Genomic DNA, 18,635 nt, shown 5'->3' on the forward strand with positions numbered 1-18,635 from the left:
CCCCCTCCCCGTTGACTTACCTCGCCTGATTCATCACTCTCTAGGAATTCAGGTGTGCGACGGGTGAATGGAAGTGGATGTGACCGGCCTGCGCGTGCTGGCGGTGGACGACGAGCAGCCGGCGCTGGAAGACCTGGCCTACATGCTGCGCGCCGATCCCCGGATCGGCGAGGTCGCGCTGGCCCGCGACGGCGCCTCGGCCCTGAAGATGCTCGACCGCGCCATGGCCGACGGCAGGCCGGTGGAGGCGGTGTTCCTCGACATCCGCATGCGCGGCCTCGACGGCGTGGTCCTCGGCCGGCTCCTCGCGCAGTTCGCGCGGCCCCCGCGGGTGGTGTTCGTCACCGCCTACGAGGAGCACGCGGTGGACGCCTTCGAGATCAAGGCCGAGGACTACCTGCTGAAGCCGGTACGTCCCGAGCGGCTCGCCGAGGCCGTCCGCCGGGTCTGCGCCGGCCTGCCGGGGGCCACCGAACCGGCGTCCGAGGCGTCCCGGCCGGACACCGAGACCATCCCCGTCGAGCTGGCCGGCGTCACCCGGTTCGTCGCCAGCTCCGACGTGCGGTACGTCGAGGCGCAGGGCGACTACGCGCGCCTGCACACCGGGAGCGGCAGCCACCTGGTGCGCATCCCCCTGGCGGTGCTGGAGGAGCGGTGGGGGGCCGCCGGGTTCGTCCGCGTGCACCGCAGCCACCTGGTGGCGCTCAAGCACATCGACGAACTGCACATCGACTCCGGCCGCTGCACCGTCCGCATCGGCGACACCGAGATCCCGGTGAGCCGCCGCCACACCCGCGAACTGCGCGACCTGCTGGTCCGGCGCGCCAGGAAGGGCCGCACCGAGTGATCCGCACATCCCGGCGGGCCCACGCGAACGGCCGCGTGGCGGTTCCTCGTGAGGGCCGCGCCTCATGACGAGGAGCCCCGGGGTGACTCGTGGGAAGGGCCGCGCCTCATGACGAGGACCCCTGAGCGGCCCCGCCGCGAGGTGGTGACGAGTCCGCGCACCACGGCCGCGCGCCGTCCCCGGTACCCCGCCACCCGCGAGATCGACGAGCAGACCCGCCTCGGCGAGGTCTACATGCGCTCGCTCATCCGCACGCAGCTGCGCCTCGCTCTGTTCGTGTGCACGGTGCTGGCGTGCGTCGTCGGCGGCCTGCCGCTGCTGTTCCTGCTCGTGCCGCACCTGAGCGATCTGCGGGTCGCCGGCCTGCCGCTGCCGTGGGTGGTGCTCGCCGGCCTGATCTACCCCGCCTTCGTGGCCGGGGCCTGGCTGCACGTCCGGCAGGCCGAGCGCAACGAGCGCCACTTCGCCGACCTGGTCGAACGGCAGTGAATCCGGCGCTTGGCCTCGCGGCCGTGGCGGTCGTCGTGGTGGCGGCCATCCTGATCGGCGCGTTCGGCCTGCGCCTGTCCCGCACGACGTCCGACTTCTACGTGGCCTCCCGCACCGTCTCACCGCTGTGGAACGCCTCCGCGATCGGCGGCGAGTACCTGTCGGCGGCGTCGTTCCTCGGCATCGCCGGCCTGATCCTCGCCTACGGCGCCGACATGCTGTGGCTGCCGGTCGGCTGGACCGGCGGTTACCTCGTGCTGCTGGTGCTGGTGTCGGCCCCGCTGCGCCGCTCGGGGGCCTACACCTTGCCGGACTTCGCCGAGGCGCGCCTCGAGTCGATGGCCGTGCGGCGCATGGCGAGCGTGCTGGTCGTGCTGATCGGCTGGTACTACCTGATGCCGCAGTTCCAGAGCGCGGGCCTGGTGCTGCGCATGGTCACCGGCGCGCCGCCGTGGGTCGGCGGCGTGGTGGTCGCCGTCGTGGTGGCGGTCAACGTGCTGTCCGGCGGCATGCGGTCCATCACGTTCGTGCAGGCCTTCCAGTACTGGCTGAAGCTCACCGCGCTGGCCGTGCCGCTGCTGTTCCTGCTGTTCGCCTGGTACGGAAACGGCGCGCCGGCCGTCGGCGGCGCGCCACCGCCGGTGTTCGCCGACCGCACCGCCGTGGCCGTCGGCACCGACGTCACCGTGCGGGTGGCCGCGCCGGTCGAGGTCACCGTCACCGGTGAGGTGGACGGCCGGCGGCTGCGCGACGCGCCGCTCACCCTGACCCCCGGCGAGCACCGCGTGCGGCACGACTCCACGGTGACGTTCCCCGCCGGGGCCGCGGTGCCGCACATGCACGACCTGCCGGTGCTGGACGGCGAGCAGTGGCTGCTGCCGCTGCAGGGCCGCGAACACCCGCTGTACACGACGTACTCATTGATCCTCGCGACGTTTCTCGGCACCATGGGCCTGCCGCACGTGCTGGTGCGCTTCTACACCAACCCCGACGGCCGCGCCGCGCGCCGCACCACCCTGGTGGTGCTCGCGCTGCTCGGCGCCTTCTACCTGATGCCGGCCCTCTACGGCGCGCTCGGCCGCCTGTACACCCCCGAGCTGCTGATGACCGGCCGCACCGACGCCGTCGTGCTGTCCCTGCCGGGACGGCTGATCGGCGGCACGGCGGGGGAGTGGCTGACCGCGCTGGTCGTCGCCGGCGCGTTCGCCGCGTTCCTGTCGACGTCGTCGGGTCTCGCGGTGTCGGTGGCCGGGGTCATCGGACAGGACATCCTGCGCGGCGGCGTGCCGTCGTTCCGCGCCGCCACGCTGCTCGCCGTTTCCGTGCCGCTCGGCCTCGCGCTCGCGGCGCGGTCCGTCGCGGTGGCGGACGTGGTGGGCCTGGCGTTCGCCGTCGCCGCGTCGTCGTTCTGTCCCCTGCTGGTGCTCGGCATCTGGTGGCGGCGGCTGTCCACCACCGGCGCCATGGCGGGCCTGGTCGCCGGCGGCGGGCTGGCCAGCGCCGCGGTGATCACGGTCATCGGCGGCGGCCCGTTCTCCGGGTGGACCGGCGCGCTGCTCGCGCAACCCGCGGCGTGGACCGTGCCGATCGCGTTCGTCGTGATGATCGTGGTGTCGCTCTTCACCCCGGGCCGGGTGCCGCGCGGGGTGGCGCGGACGATGGTGCGGCTGCACGCGCCGGAGGCGCTGAACGTCGACCGCGGCGACTGGCGGCCCCGTTCGACGTGACCGGCTTGTCGGCTAGGACCATTCGTCGCGTGGAACGCCCCTTTCGGCGCATCATCGCCCCCCGTGACCGAGCGTTAGCTACGGCTTGGCGACGCGGACCCTCCGGCCACTGCGCCACCCTCACCACGCTCCTACCGTAGGCGTGATCCAAGTCACAACGTGGGAGGTCTTGTGGCCACTCGACATGGCGAGTCATCGATATATGAACAGGTGCAGGCCAGTAGCGAATTCCAGGAACTGCGCCGGCGCTACCGTTCGTGGGCCTTCCCGGTGACCGTCGCCTTCCTGGTCTGGTACCTACTGTACGTGATCTTGTCCGCCTTCGCGCGGGACTTCATGGGCACCAAGGTGTTCGGCAACATCAACATCGCCTTGATCTTCGGCATCCTGCAGTTCGTGTCGACCTTCCTGATCGCGTGGGGCTACTCGCGGCACGCGGCCACCAAGCTCGACCCCCTGTCGGACAAGCTGCGTGGCGAGATCGAAGGGAGCGGCGAATGAGCGAGCAGACGCTCGGCATCGTCCTGTTCGTGCTGTTCGTGGCGGCGACGCTCGGCATCACGTTCTGGGCCAGCCGGCACACCAAGAGCGCCGCCGACTTCTACGCCGGCGGCCGTTCGTTCACCGGCGTGCAGAACGGTCTCGCCATCGGCGGCGACTACATGTCCGCCGCGTCGTTCCTCGGCATCGCCGGCATCATCGCGCTGTACGGCTACGACGGCTTCCTGTACTCCATCGGCTTCCTCGTCGCGTGGCTGGTGGCGCTGCTGCTGGTCGCCGAACTGATGCGCAACTCCGGCAAGTACACGATGGCCGACGTGCTGGCGTTCCGCATGAGCCCGCGTCCGGTGCGCACCGCCGCCGGCGTGTCCACCATCGTCGTCAGCATCTTCTACCTGCTGGCCCAGATGGTCGGCGCCGGGGCCCTCGTCGGCCTGCTGTTCGGCATCACCTCCGACGCCGGCAAGGCCGGAACCATCGTCGTGGTCGGCGTCCTCATGATCATCTATGTGGTCGTCGGCGGCATGAAGGGCACCACCTGGGTCCAGATCGTCAAGGCCGTCCTGCTCATGGGTGGCGCCGCACTGGTGACCCTGCTGGTCCTCGGCCACTTCGGCTTCAACCTGTCCAGCCTGCTCGGCGACGCCGCCGGTCAGAGCGGCAAGGCCGACGCGTTCCTCGAACCCGGCCTGCGCTACGGCACCGACGCCGCCGGCCTCACCGGCAAGCTCGACCTGATCAGCCTCGGCCTCGCGCTCGTCCTCGGCACCGCCGGCCTGCCGCACATCCTCATCCGCTTCTACACCGTCCCCACCGCCAAGGACGCCAGGAAGTCGGTCATCTGGGGCATCGGCATCATCGGCGTCTTCTACCTGCTCACCCTGGTCCTCGGCTTCGGCGCCGCCGCGCTCGTCGGCAGCAGCGCCATCAAGGAACAGAACGCCGCAGGCAACACCGCCGCGCCACAACTCGCGCAGAAGGTCGGCGAACTCATCTTCGGTGACGTCGGCGGCACCATCCTGCTCGCCATCATCGCCGCCGTCGCCTTCGCCACCATTCTCGCCGTCGTCGCCGGCCTCACCCTGGCCTCGTCGTCGAGCTTCGCGCACGACCTGTACGCACACGTCTTCAAGCGGGGCAACACCACCGACCAGCAGGAGGTGCGCGTCGCCAGGATCGCCGCGTTCGCCATCGGCGCGGTGAGCATCGTCCTCGGCATCTTCGCGCAGTCCCTGAACGTGGCCTTCCTCGTGGCCCTGGCCTTCGCGGTGGCCGCCTCCGGCAACCTCCCCGCCATCATCTACAGCCTCTTCTGGAAGCGCTTCAACACCACCGGCGCCGTCTCCGCCATCTACGGCGGCCTCGGCGCGGCCCTGTTCCTCGTCATCTTCTCCCCGGTCGTCTCCAGCAAGCCGACCTCCCTGTTCCCGAACGCCGACTTCCACTGGTTCCCCCTCGACAACCCCGGCCTCGTCTCCATCCCCATCGGCTTCCTCGCCGGCTACATCGGCACTGTGCTCAGCAAGGAGTACAACGCCGCCAAGTACGCCGAGATCGAGGTCCGCTCCCTCACCGGAGCCGGCGCCGAGAAGGCCACCACCCACTGATCCCCCTCGACCACCCGGCCGGGGGTCCGCATCACCCCCGGCCGGGAGGACCACCCGGCCCTCGGGGGACCGGGTGGTCATTTTTTTTGTGCACGCCGGAAGCCGAGATCTCCGGGCCTGGCGTACGAGCAGCCACTCCTGCGGCGCAGGTGTCGATCCCTACGAGGACAGCAGGCCGAGCAGCCGGTCCAGCGGCCAGGTGTTGATCACGTCGTCGGTGGTCAGGCCGCCGCGCTGCGCGATGCCGACCCCGAACCGCATGTTCGCCAGGTGCGGCACGGCGTGCGAGTCGCTGTCGATGGAGAAGCGCACCCCCTGGTGGCGGGCCATGCGGACCAGGTCGGACGGCAGGTCGGCGCGGTCGGGGTAGGCGTCGATCTCCATGACGGTGCCGGTGCGGGCCGCGGCGGCGAAGACCGTCTCCCAGTCGGCGTCCACCGGGGGTCGTTTGCCGATCTTGCGGGTCGTGGGGTGGCCGATGATGTGCACGTGCGGGTTCTCGCAGGCCGCGACGAACCGGCGCGTCATCTCCTCGCGGGACTGCGTGAAATGCGAGTGCACCGACGCGACGGTCACGTCGAACTCCGCCAGGATCTCGGCGGGCCAGTCCACCGTGCCGTCCGGCGCGATGTTCAGCTCGGTGCCGTGCAGCAGCCGCATGTCAGGAAACCGTTCCTGCAGCCGGTGCACCTGCTCCCGCTGCTCCCGCATCTTCTCCAGCGTCATGCGCTGCATGAACAGGTTCGGTGCGTGGTCGGTCACCGCGTAGTACGCGTACCCGCGCGCCGCCGCCGCCGTCACCATCTCCTCCAGCGTCGCGATGCCGTCCGTGAGATCGGTGTGAGTGTGCAGATCCCCCTTCAGATCCTCCACCGTGACCAGCTCAGGCAGTTCCCCCTTGAGCGCCGCCTCGATCTCCCCGACGTCCTCACGCAGCGGCGGCGGCACCCACTGCATGCCGAGCGCGTGATAGATGTCCTCCTCGGTGCGCGACGCCACCACCCGCTCACCCTCGAACAACCCGTACTCCGACAGCTTCCACCCGCGCTTCACACACATCTCACGCAGCCGCACGTTGTGCTCCTTGGACCCGGTGAAGTACTGCATCGCGGCCCCCCACGACTCCTCCGGCACCACCCGCAGATCCACCTGCAACCCCCGGTCCGACCGTATCGACGTCTTGCGCTCCCCGCTCGCGATCACCTCGGCCACGTACGGCTGCCCCTTGAACACCTCCATCAGGCTGACCGACCCCACCGCCAGCACATCGACGTCCCCGACCGTGTCCTTCATCCGCCGCAACGACCCCGCGTAAGCGACCCTTTCCGCCGGCAACGACGCCACCACCCGCTCCGCCAGCTCCATCGCCACCCCGAGATGCACCCGGCCCCCCGCCTGCCGAAGCTGCTCGATCCCCTTCAGCAGGTTCTCCTCCGTCTTCGCCCCGAACCCCCGCACCCCCGCGAGCCGCCCCCCACGGATCGCGCGCTCCAACTCCTCAGGCGACCCGATCCCGAGCTCCCTGAACAGCAACACCGCCTTCTTCGGCCCGAGCGAAGCGATCCGCGTCATCCGCCGGACCCCCTCAGGCACCTCCTCCCGCAACGCGTCGAGCTGCCGGAAACTCCCCCGAGCCAGGAACTCCTCGACCTTCTTCGCGATCGCCTCCCCGACCCCCGGCACCTCCCGCACGTCCACCCGCGAGATGTCCCCCGGATGCCCCGCGATCGCCTTGGCCGCCTTCTGGTACGACCGCACCCGGAACGCGTCCCCACCCGTCATCGCGAACAGCTCCGCGTACTCCTCAAGCGCCGCCGCCGCGGCGTCATTGGCCCGCCCCATACAGGTCACTTTAAGTGCCTGGCCGCCTGTCCCGCGCAGGTGACCGTCCGGCACGACCGCTCGTGCTGGCCCTGGTGGTGCTGATGGCCTGGGCGGCCCTGAGGTCAGTCGCGCAGGAGCCTGCCGGGGACCGGGACGTCGAGGTGTTCCAGCAGGCCTGCCAGTTTCCGGTCAAGCTCGGCGCCGACGGCGGTCACGCGCGGGTCGCCGAACGACGCGAACGCGGCGCGGGGGTGGTCCACGCTGAACCACGTGGTGCCCTGGAGGTCCTCGTGGATCACCGTGCGCAACGGCGCGTACAGCATGACGCCGGGTTCGTACCGGTACATCCGCTCGGCGATGGTGTGATTGCCCATGAGGTACTCGACACAGCGCAGGTGGTCCCCGGCGAGGCCCATGAGCGGGGTCGCGTCGAAGCTCCAGTAGATCATGAAGCCGTGCGGGGCGTTCGCCGCGGCCGCGCGCAGCACCTCGTCCCAGCCGGCGCCGTCGCTGATCAGCCGGGTGAGCGCGGCGCCGTCCACGGCGGGCACCGCCTGCTCGTACCTCCCGCGGAACACGTCGAACGGCAGCCCGACGTCGATGTCGAGACGGCACATCTCGTGCACCGCCTCCAGGACAGCACCCAGACGGGTCATCTCACTCCTCCTTTCTGTGTGGCGTACCCCGGGGCCGTGACACGAAAATCCGCCGGAAAGTTTCAGCGACGACATCGACACTTCCCGGTGGGCCGCTCCGGCGATTGACGGAGATCCCAGGGAAACCTAACGTCACGACACCGAAAAGAATCGGCGTCCGAGGAGCACCCATGAACGGGAGAACGGTCACGCTGATCACCGCCGTGGCGACGGCGGCGAGTCTGTTCGCCACCCCACCGGCCGACGCGGCCATGACGCTCGGTTCCCTCGCGGCCCTGCGGGGCAAGCACTTCGGGGCCGGCATCGACGTCGGCCAGCTCGGCGACGTGCCGTACACCACGGTGCTCGACCGGGAGTTCACCGCCGTCACGCCGACGGACGCGATGAAGTGGGACGCCACCGAGCCGATGCGCAACCAGTTCAACTACACCTACGGCGACCGGATCGTGGCGTACGCGCGGCAGCGCGACATGACCGTGCAGGGACACACCTTGGTGTGGCACAGCCAGGTGCCGGCGTGGGTGCAGAGCCTCGACCCCACCCGGCTGCGGGAGGCGATGATCTACCACATCGACCGGCTGGCCACGCACTACCGGGGAGCGGTCCGCGCGTGGACCGTGGTCAACGAGCCTCTGGACGGCACCGGCGGGTACCGCACCTCGTTCTTCTACCAGCGGCTCGGCGCGTCGTACATCGCGGACGCGTTCCGAGCGGCACGGGCCGCGGACCCCGGCGCGAAGCTGTACATCAGCGAGTCGGACGCCGAGGGGTTCGGCGCCAAGAGCACGGGGCTGTACAACCTGGTGCGCTCGCTGCTGGCCGAGGGTGTGCCGGTCGACGGCGTCGCGTTCCAGGGGCACATGGCCGCCGGGCAGGTGCCGGGCGGGGTCGCGCAGAACTTCCAGCGCTTCGCCGACCTCGGGCTGGACGTCGTGATCAGCGAGCTGGACGTGCGCGTCCAGCAGCCGAGGACGGCCGCCAAGGACGCTCAGCAGGCCGCCGACTACACCACCATGGTGCGCGCCTGCCTGACCGTGCCGCGGTGCGCGGGGGTGACCCTGTGGACCTTCTCCGACAAGTACTCCAAGATCCCGTACTCGTTCCCCAGCCAGGGATCCGCGACGCCATGGGACGTGAACATCCAGCCCAAACCTGCCTATACCGCGATCTACAACACGCTGCTCGGCGGGTGACGATCCGCTGATCAGGCCGCGGGCCGGCCCGGCGCGGCGCCGGCCCGCGGGCCGCCGGGAATTCGTGCACGTCCGGCTGGTCTCCGACGCCGGCACCACCCCGCCTCGACCCCACCGTCCTCCTCTTGAGGACGCCTGTCCGCCACGCTCGCGTCGGAAAAGGCCTGGCGGGACCCCGCCAGGCCTCTCTCACAGGGTCAGGCCCACAGGACCCACCGGGTGTCGCCGGGGTAGAAGTTCGCGGGTGCGCAGTTGAAGTTCGTCCACCAGCCCCACTGGATCCCCAGGTACCCGCCGTTGTAGCAGTCGGACTGGTAGTAGTAGACATACCGGATACTGTCGGCCTGCGCGGGTGCGCTGCCGAACGCGAACAGGGCACCGCCGACGACGGCCATCGAGACGATCAGGGCCCGTAACTTACGCATCGATCCTCCACTGTGCGAACGAGGGGCACCCCCCACCGATCGCTAGGACACCAGGGCGCACGCACCCGCAATATCGCACCGGAACCCACCCCTGACCAGGGCCGCCGCCGCGACTCCCCACCTCTGCCGGTATGACCTTGCCGATCTGCTGACGTACCCGTGAAAAGTTCACCCGACGGCCGTCGTCGTCCCTCCCCCCTTGGCACAACCACCACCTGAACCGAGGCCCGGACCGGCGCGTGCCCGGGGTCAACCCGGAAGGTGGCCCAAGGAGTGTCAGAGGTGGCCTACAGCGACGAAAGGAGAGCGGTGGACGCCGATTTCGTGGAGTTCGTGCGGCGCCGAGGAGACCACCACCTCAGGACGGCGGTCCTGCTCACGGGGGACTGGCACGCCGCCGAGGACCTGGTGCAGTCCTGCCTCGGGAAGTTGCACCGGGTCTGGCATCGGCTGGACACCGGCAGCAACCCCGACGCCTACCTGCGCCGCATCATGGTCAACACCCACCGGTCCTGGTGGCGTGCCCGGTGGCGCCGTGAGATTCCACGCGCCGATCTGCCCGACCCGGCCCCCCCGGCGACCTAGGCGACACGCGCGCGGTGGCCGATGACGTACGTGGCGCCCTGGCGAAGTTACCCGTCCGGCAGCCAGACACCATGAAAAGCGTCCGCGCCTCCGTCCAGCCGGCAGCCGATCACGTCTGACGAACGTGCTCCATGAACCCCCTCCCGGCGAGACCCGATCACGGGCCACGCCGGCCCGCCGTCCGTGCCGCGGGTGTCGGGGTCCCGCCGTATGGCCCGGCCCTCTCCGCGGTGCGGCGCGGAGAGGGCCGGTGGCATGGGTCAGGCGTAGAGGAACCAGAAGTTGTACTCGTAAGAGCAGCGGTAGGAGGACCACCAGCCGCTCTGGATGCCGAGGTTACCGACGCGGTGGCAGTCCCAGTCGTAGTAGTAGACGTTGCGGAGCGTCTCGGCGTGAGCAGGGGTGGCGACGCTCAGGGAGACCGCGAGCGCGGTGCCGAGGACGGCGGAGGTCAGGAGAGTTCGTACGGTGCGCATGGCTCCTCCTTGGGGGTGGCGCAAGCATCGCACCGGTGGAGGGAGGGGGACAGGTCGCGTCGCTCACCGGGGATCGAGAACGGAAGTGAGCTGCGCGTGAGAGGCGCGGGAGGTGAAACGTTCAGCGGGGGAGGAGACGGGTGGTCCACTCGGTGACCGCGGCGGCTATCTCGGCGGCACGGTCCTCTGGAGCGTGGTGACCTGCGGGGCCGCAGTGGACGGTTTCCAGGGCCGCGATGGTGGCGACGCACCAGGCGGCCATGCGGTCGTCGATGAGGAGGGTGGGGGAGCCCTCGAAGGTGAGGAGGAGTTTGGGGACGTCTGTGCTCGTGGCGAGCCATGCGTCGTACGCCTCGATGCGGACGACCAGGTCGGCGGGGTCCCCGTCGATCGGCATCTGGCGGGCCCAGGCGAGCAGGGGGCGGCGGGAGTCGCGGGTGGGGTAGGGGGCCAGGTACGGGGCCAGCTCCTCCTCGGTGAGGGGGGTGCGGACGCCGCCGGTGAAGGCCTGGCGGACCAGGAGGTTCTGGTCGAGGACCATGGTCTCGCCTTCGGCGGTGCGGATCAGCTCGGAGCGTTTTCTGGCCTGCGGGGACAGGTCGCCGGCGGACAGCGGCTTGACGATGGTCTCCAGGAAGGCCACGCCGAGGGCCCGGCCGGGGTGGCGTGCGGCGTGGTCGAAGGCGAGAGCGCCGCCCCAGTCGTGGCCGACCAGTACGGCGTGGTCGAGGCCGAGCGCGTCGAACCAGGCGTCGAGGTAGCGTGCGTGGTCGGCGAAACGGTAGGGGATGTCGGGTTTTCCGGAGCGGCCCATGCCGATGAGGTCGGGGGCCAGCAACCGTCCCGGGCCCATCAGGGGCAGGACCTTGCGCCACAGATGGGACGAGGCGGGGTTGCCGTGCAGGAACACGATCGGCGTGCCGGTTCCTGAGTCCTCGTAGTGGAGGGTCGAGTCGAGTACGCGGATCTCGGGCATCAGTGGTCCTTCTGGTCGCCGGGAGGTGGCGGGTCGTCCTGGAGGTCGAGCGGGGTGTCGAGGAGGGCCGTCAGGTCGCGGGTGAAGGCGATGGCGCGCGGGTCGCTTCGGCCGCCGAGGGGTTGAAGCAGGCGGTCGAGCAGGACGCGCACCGTGCCGATGGCGGGGCGGATCACCTCGCGGCCTTCGGCGGTGAGCGCGAGGCGTACGGCGCGGGTGTCCTTGGCGTCGCGGGTGCGCTCGATGAGCCCGCGGGTCTCCAGGGTGCGGGCCAGTTTGGAGACGTACAGCGCTTCCAGGCCGGTGTGGTCGGCCAGTTCGCGCTGGGTGGGGGAGGACTCGACGGGTTCACGCCGGGTGGGGGAGACGGTGCCGGGGGCCTGCTTGGCCGGGGTGGTGGTGTCGGAGGCGTGCTTGGCGGGGGGTCGGTGCTCGGCACGGGGGGACGTGGCGGGGTCGAGTGGGGAGGGCCCGGTGGGGTCGCGCTGTTCGGAGGAGGTCGTGGTCGCCTCCATGCCGTAGAGGGAGGCCAGGACCACGTACTGGCTGTGGGTCAGGCCGGCCGGGGCCAGTGCTCTGTCGACCGCGACTCGCCACCGGTTGGCCAGCCGCCACACGAGGTATCCCGGTGTCGGCTCCACGGGTCTTCTCATGGCCGATACAGTACATGGCTACTATAGCCATGGCTACTTTAGAGGAGGAGTGTCGCGCGTCGACGTTCGCTTTTCGGTCCGCGATGGCGTGCATGGCCGGTTGAGGAGGAGCCGGGGATGGTGCGAGTGTGCGGCGGACTTCCGTGGATCATGTGGCGGCCGGGTTGCCGATCTTCTACGGTTCTGGTCCATGACCGAGCGCCGAGCGATCTTCAGTGGGTCCAGTTTCGAGGAGCAGGTGGGGTATGCCCGGGCCGTGGTGGACGGTGAGCATGTCCACGTCTCCGGCACGACCGGGTTCGACTACGCCACCATGACCATCTCCGACGACATCGTCGACCAGGCCGAACAGTGCCTGCGCAACATCGGTACGGCCCTGGACGAGGCCGGCTGCACGTTCGCCGACGTCGTGCGGGTCCGTTACATGCTGCCGGACCGTGACGACTTCGAGCCCTGCTGGCCCGCCATCCACCGCGCGCTCGGCGCCAACCGTCCCGCCGCCACCATGATCCAGTGCGGCCTGTCCGACCCCCGTATGAAGATCGAGATCGAGGTCTACGCACGCCGTCCCGCCACCGTCTGACGCCGTCGGCCGGCGCGGGAAAGTCGATTGCCCGCGCCGATCGGCCCCGCCTAGCATGACGCGCATGTCACAGTCGGCACCCGGCGCCACCGGCAGGCGCACCTGACCTCCGGCCCGTGCGGCGGCGCGCCGCGAGCGAGCGGCTTGTGGTTGGTCGACATCGACGGCACCCTCGCCCTGCGCGGTGACCGCGGTCCGTACGACTGGGCCCGCGTCGGCGAGGACACTCCCAACGCGCCGGTCGTCGCCGTGGTCCAGGCGCTCGTCCTGGCCGGCCACCGCGTCGCCTACCTGTCCGGTCGCAAGGAACACTGCCGCCACCAGACCGAGTTCTGGCTCGCCACCCACGTCGGCCACTGGGACCGCGCCGAAGGCCTGTGGCTGCGCGCCGACCACGACAACCGTTCCGACGTGAAGGTGAAGCGCGAGATCTACCGCCGCCACTTCGCGCACCAGAGCGTGACCGGCGTCATCGACGACCGCAGATCCGTGGTCGCCATGTGGCGCTCCCTCGGCCTGACCGTCCTCCAGGTGGCCGAAGGCGACTTCTGATCCCGACCCCACGCCGACCCGGCGAACCGTGCCGGTCCGGCCGCTCGCGCCGACCCGGCCGGTCCACGCCGAGACGGTCCGCTCGGGTCGACTCGGTACAGGCCCGCGCCGACGTGAGCACGTCGTGTCGAGTCCGCCGGGTCACGCCGACTCGGCCGAGGTTCCCCGCTGAAAGGAATGACTAATGCCGACTTTCCCCTCATACGATGGAACACGACTCGCGTACCACGTCCACGGTCACGGCGACCCGCTGGTCTGCGTCCCCGGTGGCCCCATGCAGGACTCCGCCTACCTCGGCGACCTCGGCGGCCTGTCCGCGCACCGTCGCCTCATCTTGCTCGACCCCCGCGGCACCGGCGCCTCGGCCGTCCCCGAGGACCCCGCCACGTACCGTTGCGACCGCCTGGTGGACGATGTGGAGGCCCTGCGCACCCATCTCGGCCTCGACCGGATGGACCTCCTGGCGCACTCCGCCGGCGCCAACATCGCCACCCTGTACGCCACCCGCCACCCGGCCCGCGTGAGCCGGTTGGTCCTCGTCACCCCCAGTCTCGCGGCCCCCGGCATCCACGTCACCGCCGGCGACCGGCTGGCGGTGGCCCGCCTGCGCGCGAACGAGCCGTGGTACCCCGAGGCGTACGCCGCGCTGACCGGCATCACCGCCGGCGACCCCGCACCCGGCGCCTGGGACGCCATCGCCCCGTTCTATTACGGTCGCTGGACCCCGGAGGCCGAGTCCTACCATCGGTCCCACGGCACGCACCGGAACGACGACGCCGCCGCGGTCTTCGCCGCCGAAGGCGCCTTCACTCCGGACGAGACCCGGATCGCGCTCAAATCCTTCCTGTCCCCGGTCCTCCTCCTCTCCGGCGCCTACGACCTGAACTCCGTCGCCTCCGCCGTGGCCGAGTTCGCGGCGCTCTTCCCGGCCGCTCGGCACGTCACCTTGGCGGGGACCGGTCACTTCCCGTGGCACGACGTCCCAGCCGATTTCGTGACGACCGTCGCCGGCTGACCGGCGGCCGGCGCCTGACCGTACGGTGACCACGTCCTGCCTCATGTGGCGGGGAGTCCTCATGATCTACAAAGTAAAGGCCCCGGGTCGGCACCCGAGCATCGATCAGGTGCCGACCGCCAGGCCTCATGATTCAGGAGGAACCCGGACCTGGCGGCAGGAGCGGAATCCCGCGGTACCAAAATGAACGGGAGGCTACTATTTCTCGATCATGGAGGTTGGTCGTGACGACGACTGGCGAGCGTTTCCGTGCCGCGGTGGACAAGCGTGACCTCGGCGCCTTCGAGGAACTGTTCGCGGAAGACATCCGGCTCTACAGCCCGGTGAAATTCACTCCGTTCGAAGGCAAGCAGATGGTGATGGGCCTGTTCGGAGTACTTCTGCGCACCTTCGAGGAGTTCCGCTACGTCGGAAACTTCGCGGGTACGGCCGAAACCAGCGCCGACGGCCAGGAGACACCGTCAGAGGTCCTGGTGTTCCGCGCCACAGCAGGCGGGAAGCAGATCCACGGCATGGACATGCTCCACTTCGACGACGCCGGCCTGATCAGAGAACTCACCGTGATGGTCCGCCCCCAGTCGGCCGTACAGGCTCTCGGTGAGGCTGTGCTCACCGGCCTCATGGCCGACGGCCTGGTCCCCACGTCCGCTGAGCGTTAGGAAAAGCCGGCCGGAACGGCGGGACGCTCCAGCGATCGGCGCCGTCGTGCGGCGGTTCGGCCGGCGGACGGTCGGTGGTCGGGCCCGGGGGTCACTGGACCCGCAGATGGAAGTCGATGTCCGTGTCCGCGAGGGTGGCGGTGACGCGCCAGCAGCCGGTCTCGGAGAAGTCGAGGCCGCTGGCCTGGAAGCCGGTGCGGCCGTAGCCGGAGGGGATGTGCGGCGTCATCGTGGCCTTGCCGCCGCCGACCCGTGTGGCCCTGACCGTCAGGGGGCCTTCCGTGAGCCGCCACCAGCCGACCTTCATGCTGTGCCCGTCCGGCCCCTTCTCGGGGTGATAGGAGGGGTCAGGCAGGGAGACCCAGAGCACCTCTTCGCCGTACCAGCGGTCCGTCCCGTCGCGCGGCACCTCGGCCGGTGGTTCGGCCGTACGGTCCGAGGGGCCGGTGACCGCACAGTCCCGCGCGGTGGACGCCGCGGCCGGAGTGCCGGAAACGGCGGGGGACTGTGCCGGCCGCTCGTCAGCCCCGGTACAGCCGTTGAGGGCCGTGGCGCAGAGACCGAGGGACACGGTGGCCGTGAGGACGGCTTTCGGGTGACGCATGGGTGGGGTTCCTGTCGGATGCCGGGAAGGTCGTACACCTCATACCGGTACAGGCGTTGCGCAGGTTCCCGGTCGGTCGCCGTACGTGGCGGCGGGTTCCGGACGAGGTCGTGGCCGTACGTGGCGGCGGGCCCCGGACCGCGATCGCTCTCATCGGCGGCACGGACCCCGGAAAAGGGGAACGACCGTTACGCGGCCGTTCACAGGCACGGCGGACAGCTCTGTGTGATCCCCTCCTGCCGCAGCGAATTCCCCGAAACATTTCACAATGAATATTCGCTCCCCACGACAGTTCTCACCTCGCAGGCCGGCAGAGCGCAGGCACTATACGGCCGCCTGATCTGCGATGATTCGGACGCCGAAAACCGATCCTCGTAAGAACATGGCAAAGACCACTCAGTTCTCCCGCGCGACGCCGAGCAACTACGGGAAACCTTCTTGCCGCTAATGAGAGCAATTCTTATTTTCGACCCATGACCTTATGTCATGCGGTAGCGGATGGTGGTCATGCGTGGTGACGAGGCCGAGCGGCGGCGGGCCGCGGCTCGGGCGGCGTATCGGCTGAGAGGGGTGCTGGAAGGGCACGGCATCAGCGGCCGGGTACGTGAGGGTCGAGGGGTTGCTCTGGTGGAGGTCTGCGCGGACCTGGTGGCGTGGACGGACGGTCGATGTTATTTCTGGTGGTCTGGAGTGGTTTCCGAGACGACGCGGCGGCGGACGTACTCCTACGGCCCGGCCGACGATCCGGTCACCACGGCGCGCCGGGTGGCGGGGCGGTACGCGCAGTTGCGCGAGCGGAGTACGAACGACGGGGGAGCGGAGCAGGTGGGGTGACGGAGGAAGACGACGACCCGGGGGACCTAGGCGGGTTCCCGGAGCGGGTCCGGGTCAACCGCGGCACGGTGAGCAGAGTGCGGGCCGCGATGGCGACGATCGTGGCGAGCGAGCGGCAGCGCAGGCGAGCGGAAAGCCTCATGCACGGCTGGCGGCTGAACCGCGCCGGCCTGGACGAGGCGGCCCGAGCCCTCGGCACGACACCGCTGTCGGACGAGGAGTGGTACGCCATCGAGGACGGCCGCGGCGCGGGCCGGGACGTCGTGACCGCGTCGGATGGGTTGTGACCCCCGAGACCGGCTTGTGACGGCGCCGGATGGTTCGTGGCCACCGAGAACGGGTCGAGCCGAGGTTGTCGGCAGGTGGTTGCCGGGGAACGGTGTCAGAGCCATTCGTTCTTGCGGAACACGAAGTACAGCCCCACCGAGATCACCGCGATGAGGACGGTGGACGTCCAGAAGCCGGTGACGTGCGCGAAGCCGGGGTAAGGAATGTTCTGGCCGTAGAAACCGGTGATGGCGGTGGGGACGGCGATGATGGCGGCCCAGCTCGTGACCCGCTTCATGATCTCGTTCATGCGGTTGCCCTGCAGGTTGAGGTGGGTCTCGTAGACGTTCCCCACCAGTTCGCGCAGTGACTCGGTCCACTCCGACACCCGCAGCACGTGGTCGTAGACATCCTGGTAGTACGGCGTCATCTCCGGCGGCAGCATCTCGGGGCCGCGGCGCAGCAGACTGTTCAGCACCTCACGCATCGGCGTCACGATGCGGCGGAACCGGACGGTGGTGCGGCGGATGTCGAACATCTGCCGCTGCATGGCCCGGCCGGACGCCGGTGTGTCGGAGAACAGCTCGTCCTCCAGGTCCTCCACCCGGTCGTCCAGTTCCTCGGCGACGTCGAAGTGGCCGTCCACCACGTAGTCGAGCACCCCGTGCAGCAGGAACGCGACGCCGTACCTGGACATGCCTGGCGCGCTGTCCCACCGCGCCTTGATCGCGTCGATGTCGCAGGAGTCGCTGCCGCGCACCGTGACCAGCGCGTTCTTGGTCGCGAAGACCGACAGCTCGGACAGATCGAGCCCGCCGCCGGCGAGCCGGACGGCGTACACGGTGAGGAACAGGTGGCTGTCGTAGAACCCGACCTTGGGCCGCTGATGGGGATGCAGCGCGTCCTCGATCGCCAGCGGGTGCAGCCCGAGCTCCTCGCTGACCACGGCGAGCTTCTCCGGCGTCGGGCTGAGCAGATCGAACCACACGACGGCCTCGGGGTCACGCAGATGGTCGGAGACCTCCGCGATGGGGAACCCCTCGGCCTCCAGCGCGCCGTGACGGTACAGACGGGTGAGGGCCACGGCCACCAAGCGTAACGCGCCGCCGCGCCGCTTCACCGTGAGCGCGGTGGCCGGGGAAAACCCGTTCGATCGCAGGCAGGCGGCGGGTGTAGAACGGGGTTCGTGAACGAGGGTACGACGGCGCCTGAGGGGCCGTACGAGGTGCGGCGTCCCGAGGCGGACGACGCGGGGGCGATCCACGCGCTGGTGGCGGCATGTGACACCGAGGTGCTCGGCCACCCGGACATGACGCCGGACGACGTGGCGGACGAGCTGGCCGATCCGGCGCTGGACCGGTCGCGGGACGCCTGGGTGGTGCTGCGCGACGGCGACGTCACCGGCTGGGGGTACGCGCGCCGCCAGGGGGACGGCGGCGAGTGCGACATCGAGGTCTGCTCGCTGGACCCGCGCGTGGCGGCGTGGCTGTGGGACGTCGTGCTGGAGCGGTCCCGCGAGATCGCCGCCGAGGTCGGCGCGCCGCGCGCGGTGGCGGCCATCGGGATCTACCCGCAGGACGCGCGCAAACGCGAGCTGGCCGAACGGCACGGCTTCGCCGCCGAACGCAGCTTCCACCGCCTGCGCGCCGACCACACCGGCGCCGTGGACGCACCCCGGCCCCCGGACGGCGTCGAGGTGCGGCGGGCCGCCGAGGCCGAGGACCTCGTCAGGGCCGCGCACCAGGTGCATCAGAAGGGGTTCGCCGAGCACTTCGGCTTCGTGGCGCGTGACTATGCCGCGTGGCGCGCCGACTTCGACGCGTCCAGCACGCACGACTGGGAGCAACTGCTGCTCGCCACGGTGGACGGCGTCCCGGCCGGCATGCTGCTCGGTTCCGACATGTTCGTCTCCGACGAGAACTCCGGGTACGTCCGCGTGCTGGCGGTGCTGCCGGAGTTCCGCGGCCGGGGCCTCGGCCGCCTGCTGCTGCGGCACGCCTTCGCCGCGGACGCCGCCAGGGGCCGCGCCGGCACCTACCTGCATGTGGACTCCGAGAACACCTCCCCGGCGCTGGACCTGTACCTGTCGGCCGGCATGCGGCCCGTGCTGACCATCGACGTGTGGCGCCGCGCGCTGTAGACCTGTGGCCCTCGCCGAGGTG

At 70.2% G+C, this 18,635-nt stretch carries 22 protein-coding genes; 14 read left to right on the forward strand and 8 right to left on the reverse strand.

Annotated elements, in window-relative coordinates:
- The first annotated feature begins 79 nt into the window (after nt 1-79).
- The 5 genes from BJ992_RS12480 (at nt 80) to BJ992_RS12500 (ending at nt 5,171) form a co-directional block, all read left to right on the forward strand.
- On the forward strand, nt 80-847 hold the full coding sequence (locus BJ992_RS12480; protein WP_343072977.1) for a LytR/AlgR family response regulator transcription factor: 768 nt from the start codon (nt 80-82) through the stop codon (nt 845-847).
- 108 nt (nt 848-955) lie between these two features.
- Nucleotides 956-1,336 (forward strand): hypothetical protein, encoded by a 381-nt coding sequence (locus BJ992_RS12485; RefSeq protein WP_184980585.1) that lies wholly within the window; start codon nt 956-958, stop codon nt 1,334-1,336.
- Nucleotides 1,333-3,063, forward strand: coding sequence for a sodium:solute symporter family transporter (locus BJ992_RS12490; protein ID WP_184980587.1), 1,731 nt, complete (start codon nt 1,333-1,335; stop codon nt 3,061-3,063). Before BJ992_RS12485 ends, BJ992_RS12490 begins: the two co-directional genes overlap by 4 nt.
- A gap of 210 nt (nt 3,064-3,273) precedes the next feature.
- Nucleotides 3,274-3,564, forward strand: a complete 291-nt coding sequence (locus BJ992_RS12495; protein ID WP_343072627.1) for a DUF485 domain-containing protein — start codon at nt 3,274-3,276, stop codon at nt 3,562-3,564.
- Nucleotides 3,561-5,171 (forward strand): solute symporter family protein, encoded by a 1,611-nt coding sequence (locus BJ992_RS12500; RefSeq protein ID WP_184980591.1) that lies wholly within the window; start codon nt 3,561-3,563, stop codon nt 5,169-5,171. The genes BJ992_RS12495 and BJ992_RS12500 overlap by 4 nt, the downstream gene beginning before the upstream one ends.
- Before the next feature lie 159 nt (nt 5,172-5,330).
- On the opposite strand, the gene polX is transcribed toward BJ992_RS12500, so the two are convergent.
- Together polX and BJ992_RS12510 are read right to left on the reverse strand one after the other, a co-directional pair.
- On the reverse strand, nt 5,331-7,013 hold the full coding sequence (gene polX / locus BJ992_RS12505; RefSeq protein WP_184980593.1) for a DNA polymerase/3'-5' exonuclease PolX: 1,683 nt from the start codon (nt 7,011-7,013) through the stop codon (nt 5,331-5,333).
- Between the two features lie 104 nt (nt 7,014-7,117).
- Complete coding sequence (locus tag BJ992_RS12510; RefSeq protein WP_184980595.1) at nt 7,118-7,651, reverse strand: DUF302 domain-containing protein; 534 nt, start codon at nt 7,649-7,651, stop codon at nt 7,118-7,120.
- Nucleotides 7,652-7,821: 170 nt separating this feature from the next.
- Here BJ992_RS12510 and BJ992_RS12515 point away from each other — a divergent pair, with 170 nt between their 5' ends.
- On the forward strand, nt 7,822-8,844 hold the full coding sequence (locus BJ992_RS12515; RefSeq protein ID WP_184980597.1) for a glycoside hydrolase family 10 protein: 1,023 nt from the start codon (nt 7,822-7,824) through the stop codon (nt 8,842-8,844).
- A gap of 197 nt (nt 8,845-9,041) precedes the next feature.
- Here BJ992_RS12515 and BJ992_RS12520 read toward each other — a convergent pair whose 3' ends face one another.
- Nucleotides 9,042-9,269 (reverse strand): hypothetical protein, encoded by a 228-nt coding sequence (locus tag BJ992_RS12520; protein ID WP_184980599.1) that lies wholly within the window; start codon nt 9,267-9,269, stop codon nt 9,042-9,044.
- 282 nt (nt 9,270-9,551) lie between these two features.
- Between BJ992_RS12520 and BJ992_RS12525 the strand changes: the two genes are divergently transcribed.
- The gene (locus tag BJ992_RS12525) at nt 9,552-9,854 is read left to right on the forward strand and encodes a sigma factor (RefSeq protein ID WP_343072628.1); all 303 of its coding nucleotides are present in this window, start codon (nt 9,552-9,554) and stop codon (nt 9,852-9,854) included.
- A gap of 260 nt (nt 9,855-10,114) precedes the next feature.
- Here BJ992_RS12525 and BJ992_RS12530 read toward each other — a convergent pair whose 3' ends face one another.
- The 3 genes from BJ992_RS12530 to BJ992_RS32150 form a co-directional block, all read right to left on the reverse strand.
- Nucleotides 10,115-10,330, reverse strand: coding sequence for a hypothetical protein (locus tag BJ992_RS12530; RefSeq protein ID WP_184980601.1), 216 nt, complete (start codon nt 10,328-10,330; stop codon nt 10,115-10,117).
- A gap of 121 nt (nt 10,331-10,451) precedes the next feature.
- Nucleotides 10,452-11,306, reverse strand: a complete 855-nt coding sequence (locus BJ992_RS12535; protein WP_184980603.1) for a haloalkane dehalogenase — start codon at nt 11,304-11,306, stop codon at nt 10,452-10,454.
- The gene (locus BJ992_RS32150) at nt 11,306-11,959 is read right to left on the reverse strand and encodes a MarR family winged helix-turn-helix transcriptional regulator (protein WP_221474788.1); all 654 of its coding nucleotides are present in this window, start codon (nt 11,957-11,959) and stop codon (nt 11,306-11,308) included. Before BJ992_RS32150 ends, BJ992_RS12535 begins: the two co-directional genes overlap by 1 nt.
- 190 nt (nt 11,960-12,149) lie before the next feature.
- Between BJ992_RS32150 and BJ992_RS12550 the strand changes: the two genes are divergently transcribed.
- The 4 genes from BJ992_RS12550 to BJ992_RS12565 all read left to right on the forward strand — a co-directional run bounded on the left by BJ992_RS12550 (nt 12,150) and on the right by BJ992_RS12565 (nt 14,768).
- Nucleotides 12,150-12,542, forward strand: a complete 393-nt coding sequence (locus tag BJ992_RS12550) for a RidA family protein (RefSeq protein WP_184980605.1) — start codon at nt 12,150-12,152, stop codon at nt 12,540-12,542.
- A 150-nt stretch (nt 12,543-12,692) separates the two neighbouring features.
- The gene (locus BJ992_RS12555; protein ID WP_221474789.1) at nt 12,693-13,094 is read left to right on the forward strand and encodes a phosphatase domain-containing protein; all 402 of its coding nucleotides are present in this window, start codon (nt 12,693-12,695) and stop codon (nt 13,092-13,094) included.
- Between the two features lie 184 nt (nt 13,095-13,278).
- Nucleotides 13,279-14,109 (forward strand): alpha/beta fold hydrolase, encoded by an 831-nt coding sequence (locus BJ992_RS12560; protein WP_184980607.1) that lies wholly within the window; start codon nt 13,279-13,281, stop codon nt 14,107-14,109.
- A 224-nt stretch (nt 14,110-14,333) separates the two neighbouring features.
- Nucleotides 14,334-14,768, forward strand: a complete 435-nt coding sequence (locus BJ992_RS12565) for a nuclear transport factor 2 family protein (RefSeq protein WP_343072629.1) — start codon at nt 14,334-14,336, stop codon at nt 14,766-14,768.
- 91 nt (nt 14,769-14,859) lie between these two features.
- On the opposite strand, the gene BJ992_RS12570 is transcribed toward BJ992_RS12565, so the two are convergent.
- Nucleotides 14,860-15,372: a hypothetical protein gene (locus tag BJ992_RS12570; RefSeq protein ID WP_184980611.1), complete on the reverse strand. Its 513-nt coding sequence runs from the start codon at nt 15,370-15,372 to the stop codon at nt 14,860-14,862.
- Nucleotides 15,373-16,062: 690 nt separating this feature from the next.
- Between BJ992_RS12570 and BJ992_RS12575 the strand changes: the two genes are divergently transcribed.
- Nucleotides 16,063-16,206, forward strand: coding sequence for a hypothetical protein (locus BJ992_RS12575; protein ID WP_184980613.1), 144 nt, complete (start codon nt 16,063-16,065; stop codon nt 16,204-16,206).
- Entirely contained in the window at nt 16,203-16,493 is a 291-nt protein-coding gene (locus BJ992_RS12580) for a hypothetical protein (RefSeq protein ID WP_184980614.1), read from the forward strand. The genes BJ992_RS12575 and BJ992_RS12580 overlap by 4 nt, the downstream gene beginning before the upstream one ends.
- Nucleotides 16,494-16,588: 95 nt before the next feature.
- Here BJ992_RS12580 and BJ992_RS12585 read toward each other — a convergent pair whose 3' ends face one another.
- Nucleotides 16,589-17,557: a CorA family divalent cation transporter gene (locus BJ992_RS12585; protein ID WP_184980616.1), complete on the reverse strand. Its 969-nt coding sequence runs from the start codon at nt 17,555-17,557 to the stop codon at nt 16,589-16,591.
- A 102-nt stretch (nt 17,558-17,659) separates the two neighbouring features.
- Here BJ992_RS12585 and BJ992_RS12590 point away from each other — a divergent pair, with 102 nt between their 5' ends.
- Nucleotides 17,660-18,613: a GNAT family N-acetyltransferase gene (locus BJ992_RS12590; RefSeq protein WP_343072630.1), complete on the forward strand. Its 954-nt coding sequence runs from the start codon at nt 17,660-17,662 to the stop codon at nt 18,611-18,613.
- Nucleotides 18,614-18,635: the final 22 nt, after the last annotated feature.

This window comes from Sphaerisporangium rubeum (genome assembly GCF_014207705.1).
GTDB lineage: Bacteria > Actinomycetota > Actinomycetes > Streptosporangiales > Streptosporangiaceae > Sphaerisporangium > Sphaerisporangium rubeum.

Excerpts from the sequence above, each read along its gene's own strand:
- BJ992_RS12530 (WP_184980601.1), bottom strand. The coding sequence starts at position 10,330 with ATGCGCACCGTACGAACTCTCCTGACCTCCGCCGTCCTCGGCACCGCG.
- BJ992_RS12485 (WP_184980585.1), top strand. The coding sequence starts at position 956 with ATGACGAGGACCCCTGAGCGGCCCCGCCGCGAGGTGGTGACGAGTCCG.
- polX (WP_184980593.1), bottom strand. The coding sequence starts at position 7,013 with ATGGGGCGGGCCAATGACGCCGCGGCGGCGGCGCTTGAGGAGTACGCG.
- BJ992_RS12570 (WP_184980611.1), bottom strand. The coding sequence starts at position 15,372 with ATGCGTCACCCGAAAGCCGTCCTCACGGCCACCGTGTCCCTCGGTCTC.
- BJ992_RS12550 (WP_184980605.1), top strand. The coding sequence starts at position 12,150 with ATGACCGAGCGCCGAGCGATCTTCAGTGGGTCCAGTTTCGAGGAGCAG.
- BJ992_RS12535 (WP_184980603.1), bottom strand. The coding sequence starts at position 11,306 with ATGCCCGAGATCCGCGTACTCGACTCGACCCTCCACTACGAGGACTCA.
- BJ992_RS12520 (WP_184980599.1), bottom strand. The coding sequence starts at position 9,269 with ATGCGTAAGTTACGGGCCCTGATCGTCTCGATGGCCGTCGTCGGCGGT.
- BJ992_RS12560 (WP_184980607.1), top strand. The coding sequence starts at position 13,279 with ATGCCGACTTTCCCCTCATACGATGGAACACGACTCGCGTACCACGTC.
- BJ992_RS12515 (WP_184980597.1), top strand. The coding sequence starts at position 7,822 with ATGAACGGGAGAACGGTCACGCTGATCACCGCCGTGGCGACGGCGGCG.
- BJ992_RS32150 (WP_221474788.1), bottom strand. The coding sequence starts at position 11,959 with ATGAGAAGACCCGTGGAGCCGACACCGGGATACCTCGTGTGGCGGCTG.
- BJ992_RS12510 (WP_184980595.1), bottom strand. The coding sequence starts at position 7,651 with ATGACCCGTCTGGGTGCTGTCCTGGAGGCGGTGCACGAGATGTGCCGT.
- BJ992_RS12500 (WP_184980591.1), top strand. The coding sequence starts at position 3,561 with ATGAGCGAGCAGACGCTCGGCATCGTCCTGTTCGTGCTGTTCGTGGCG.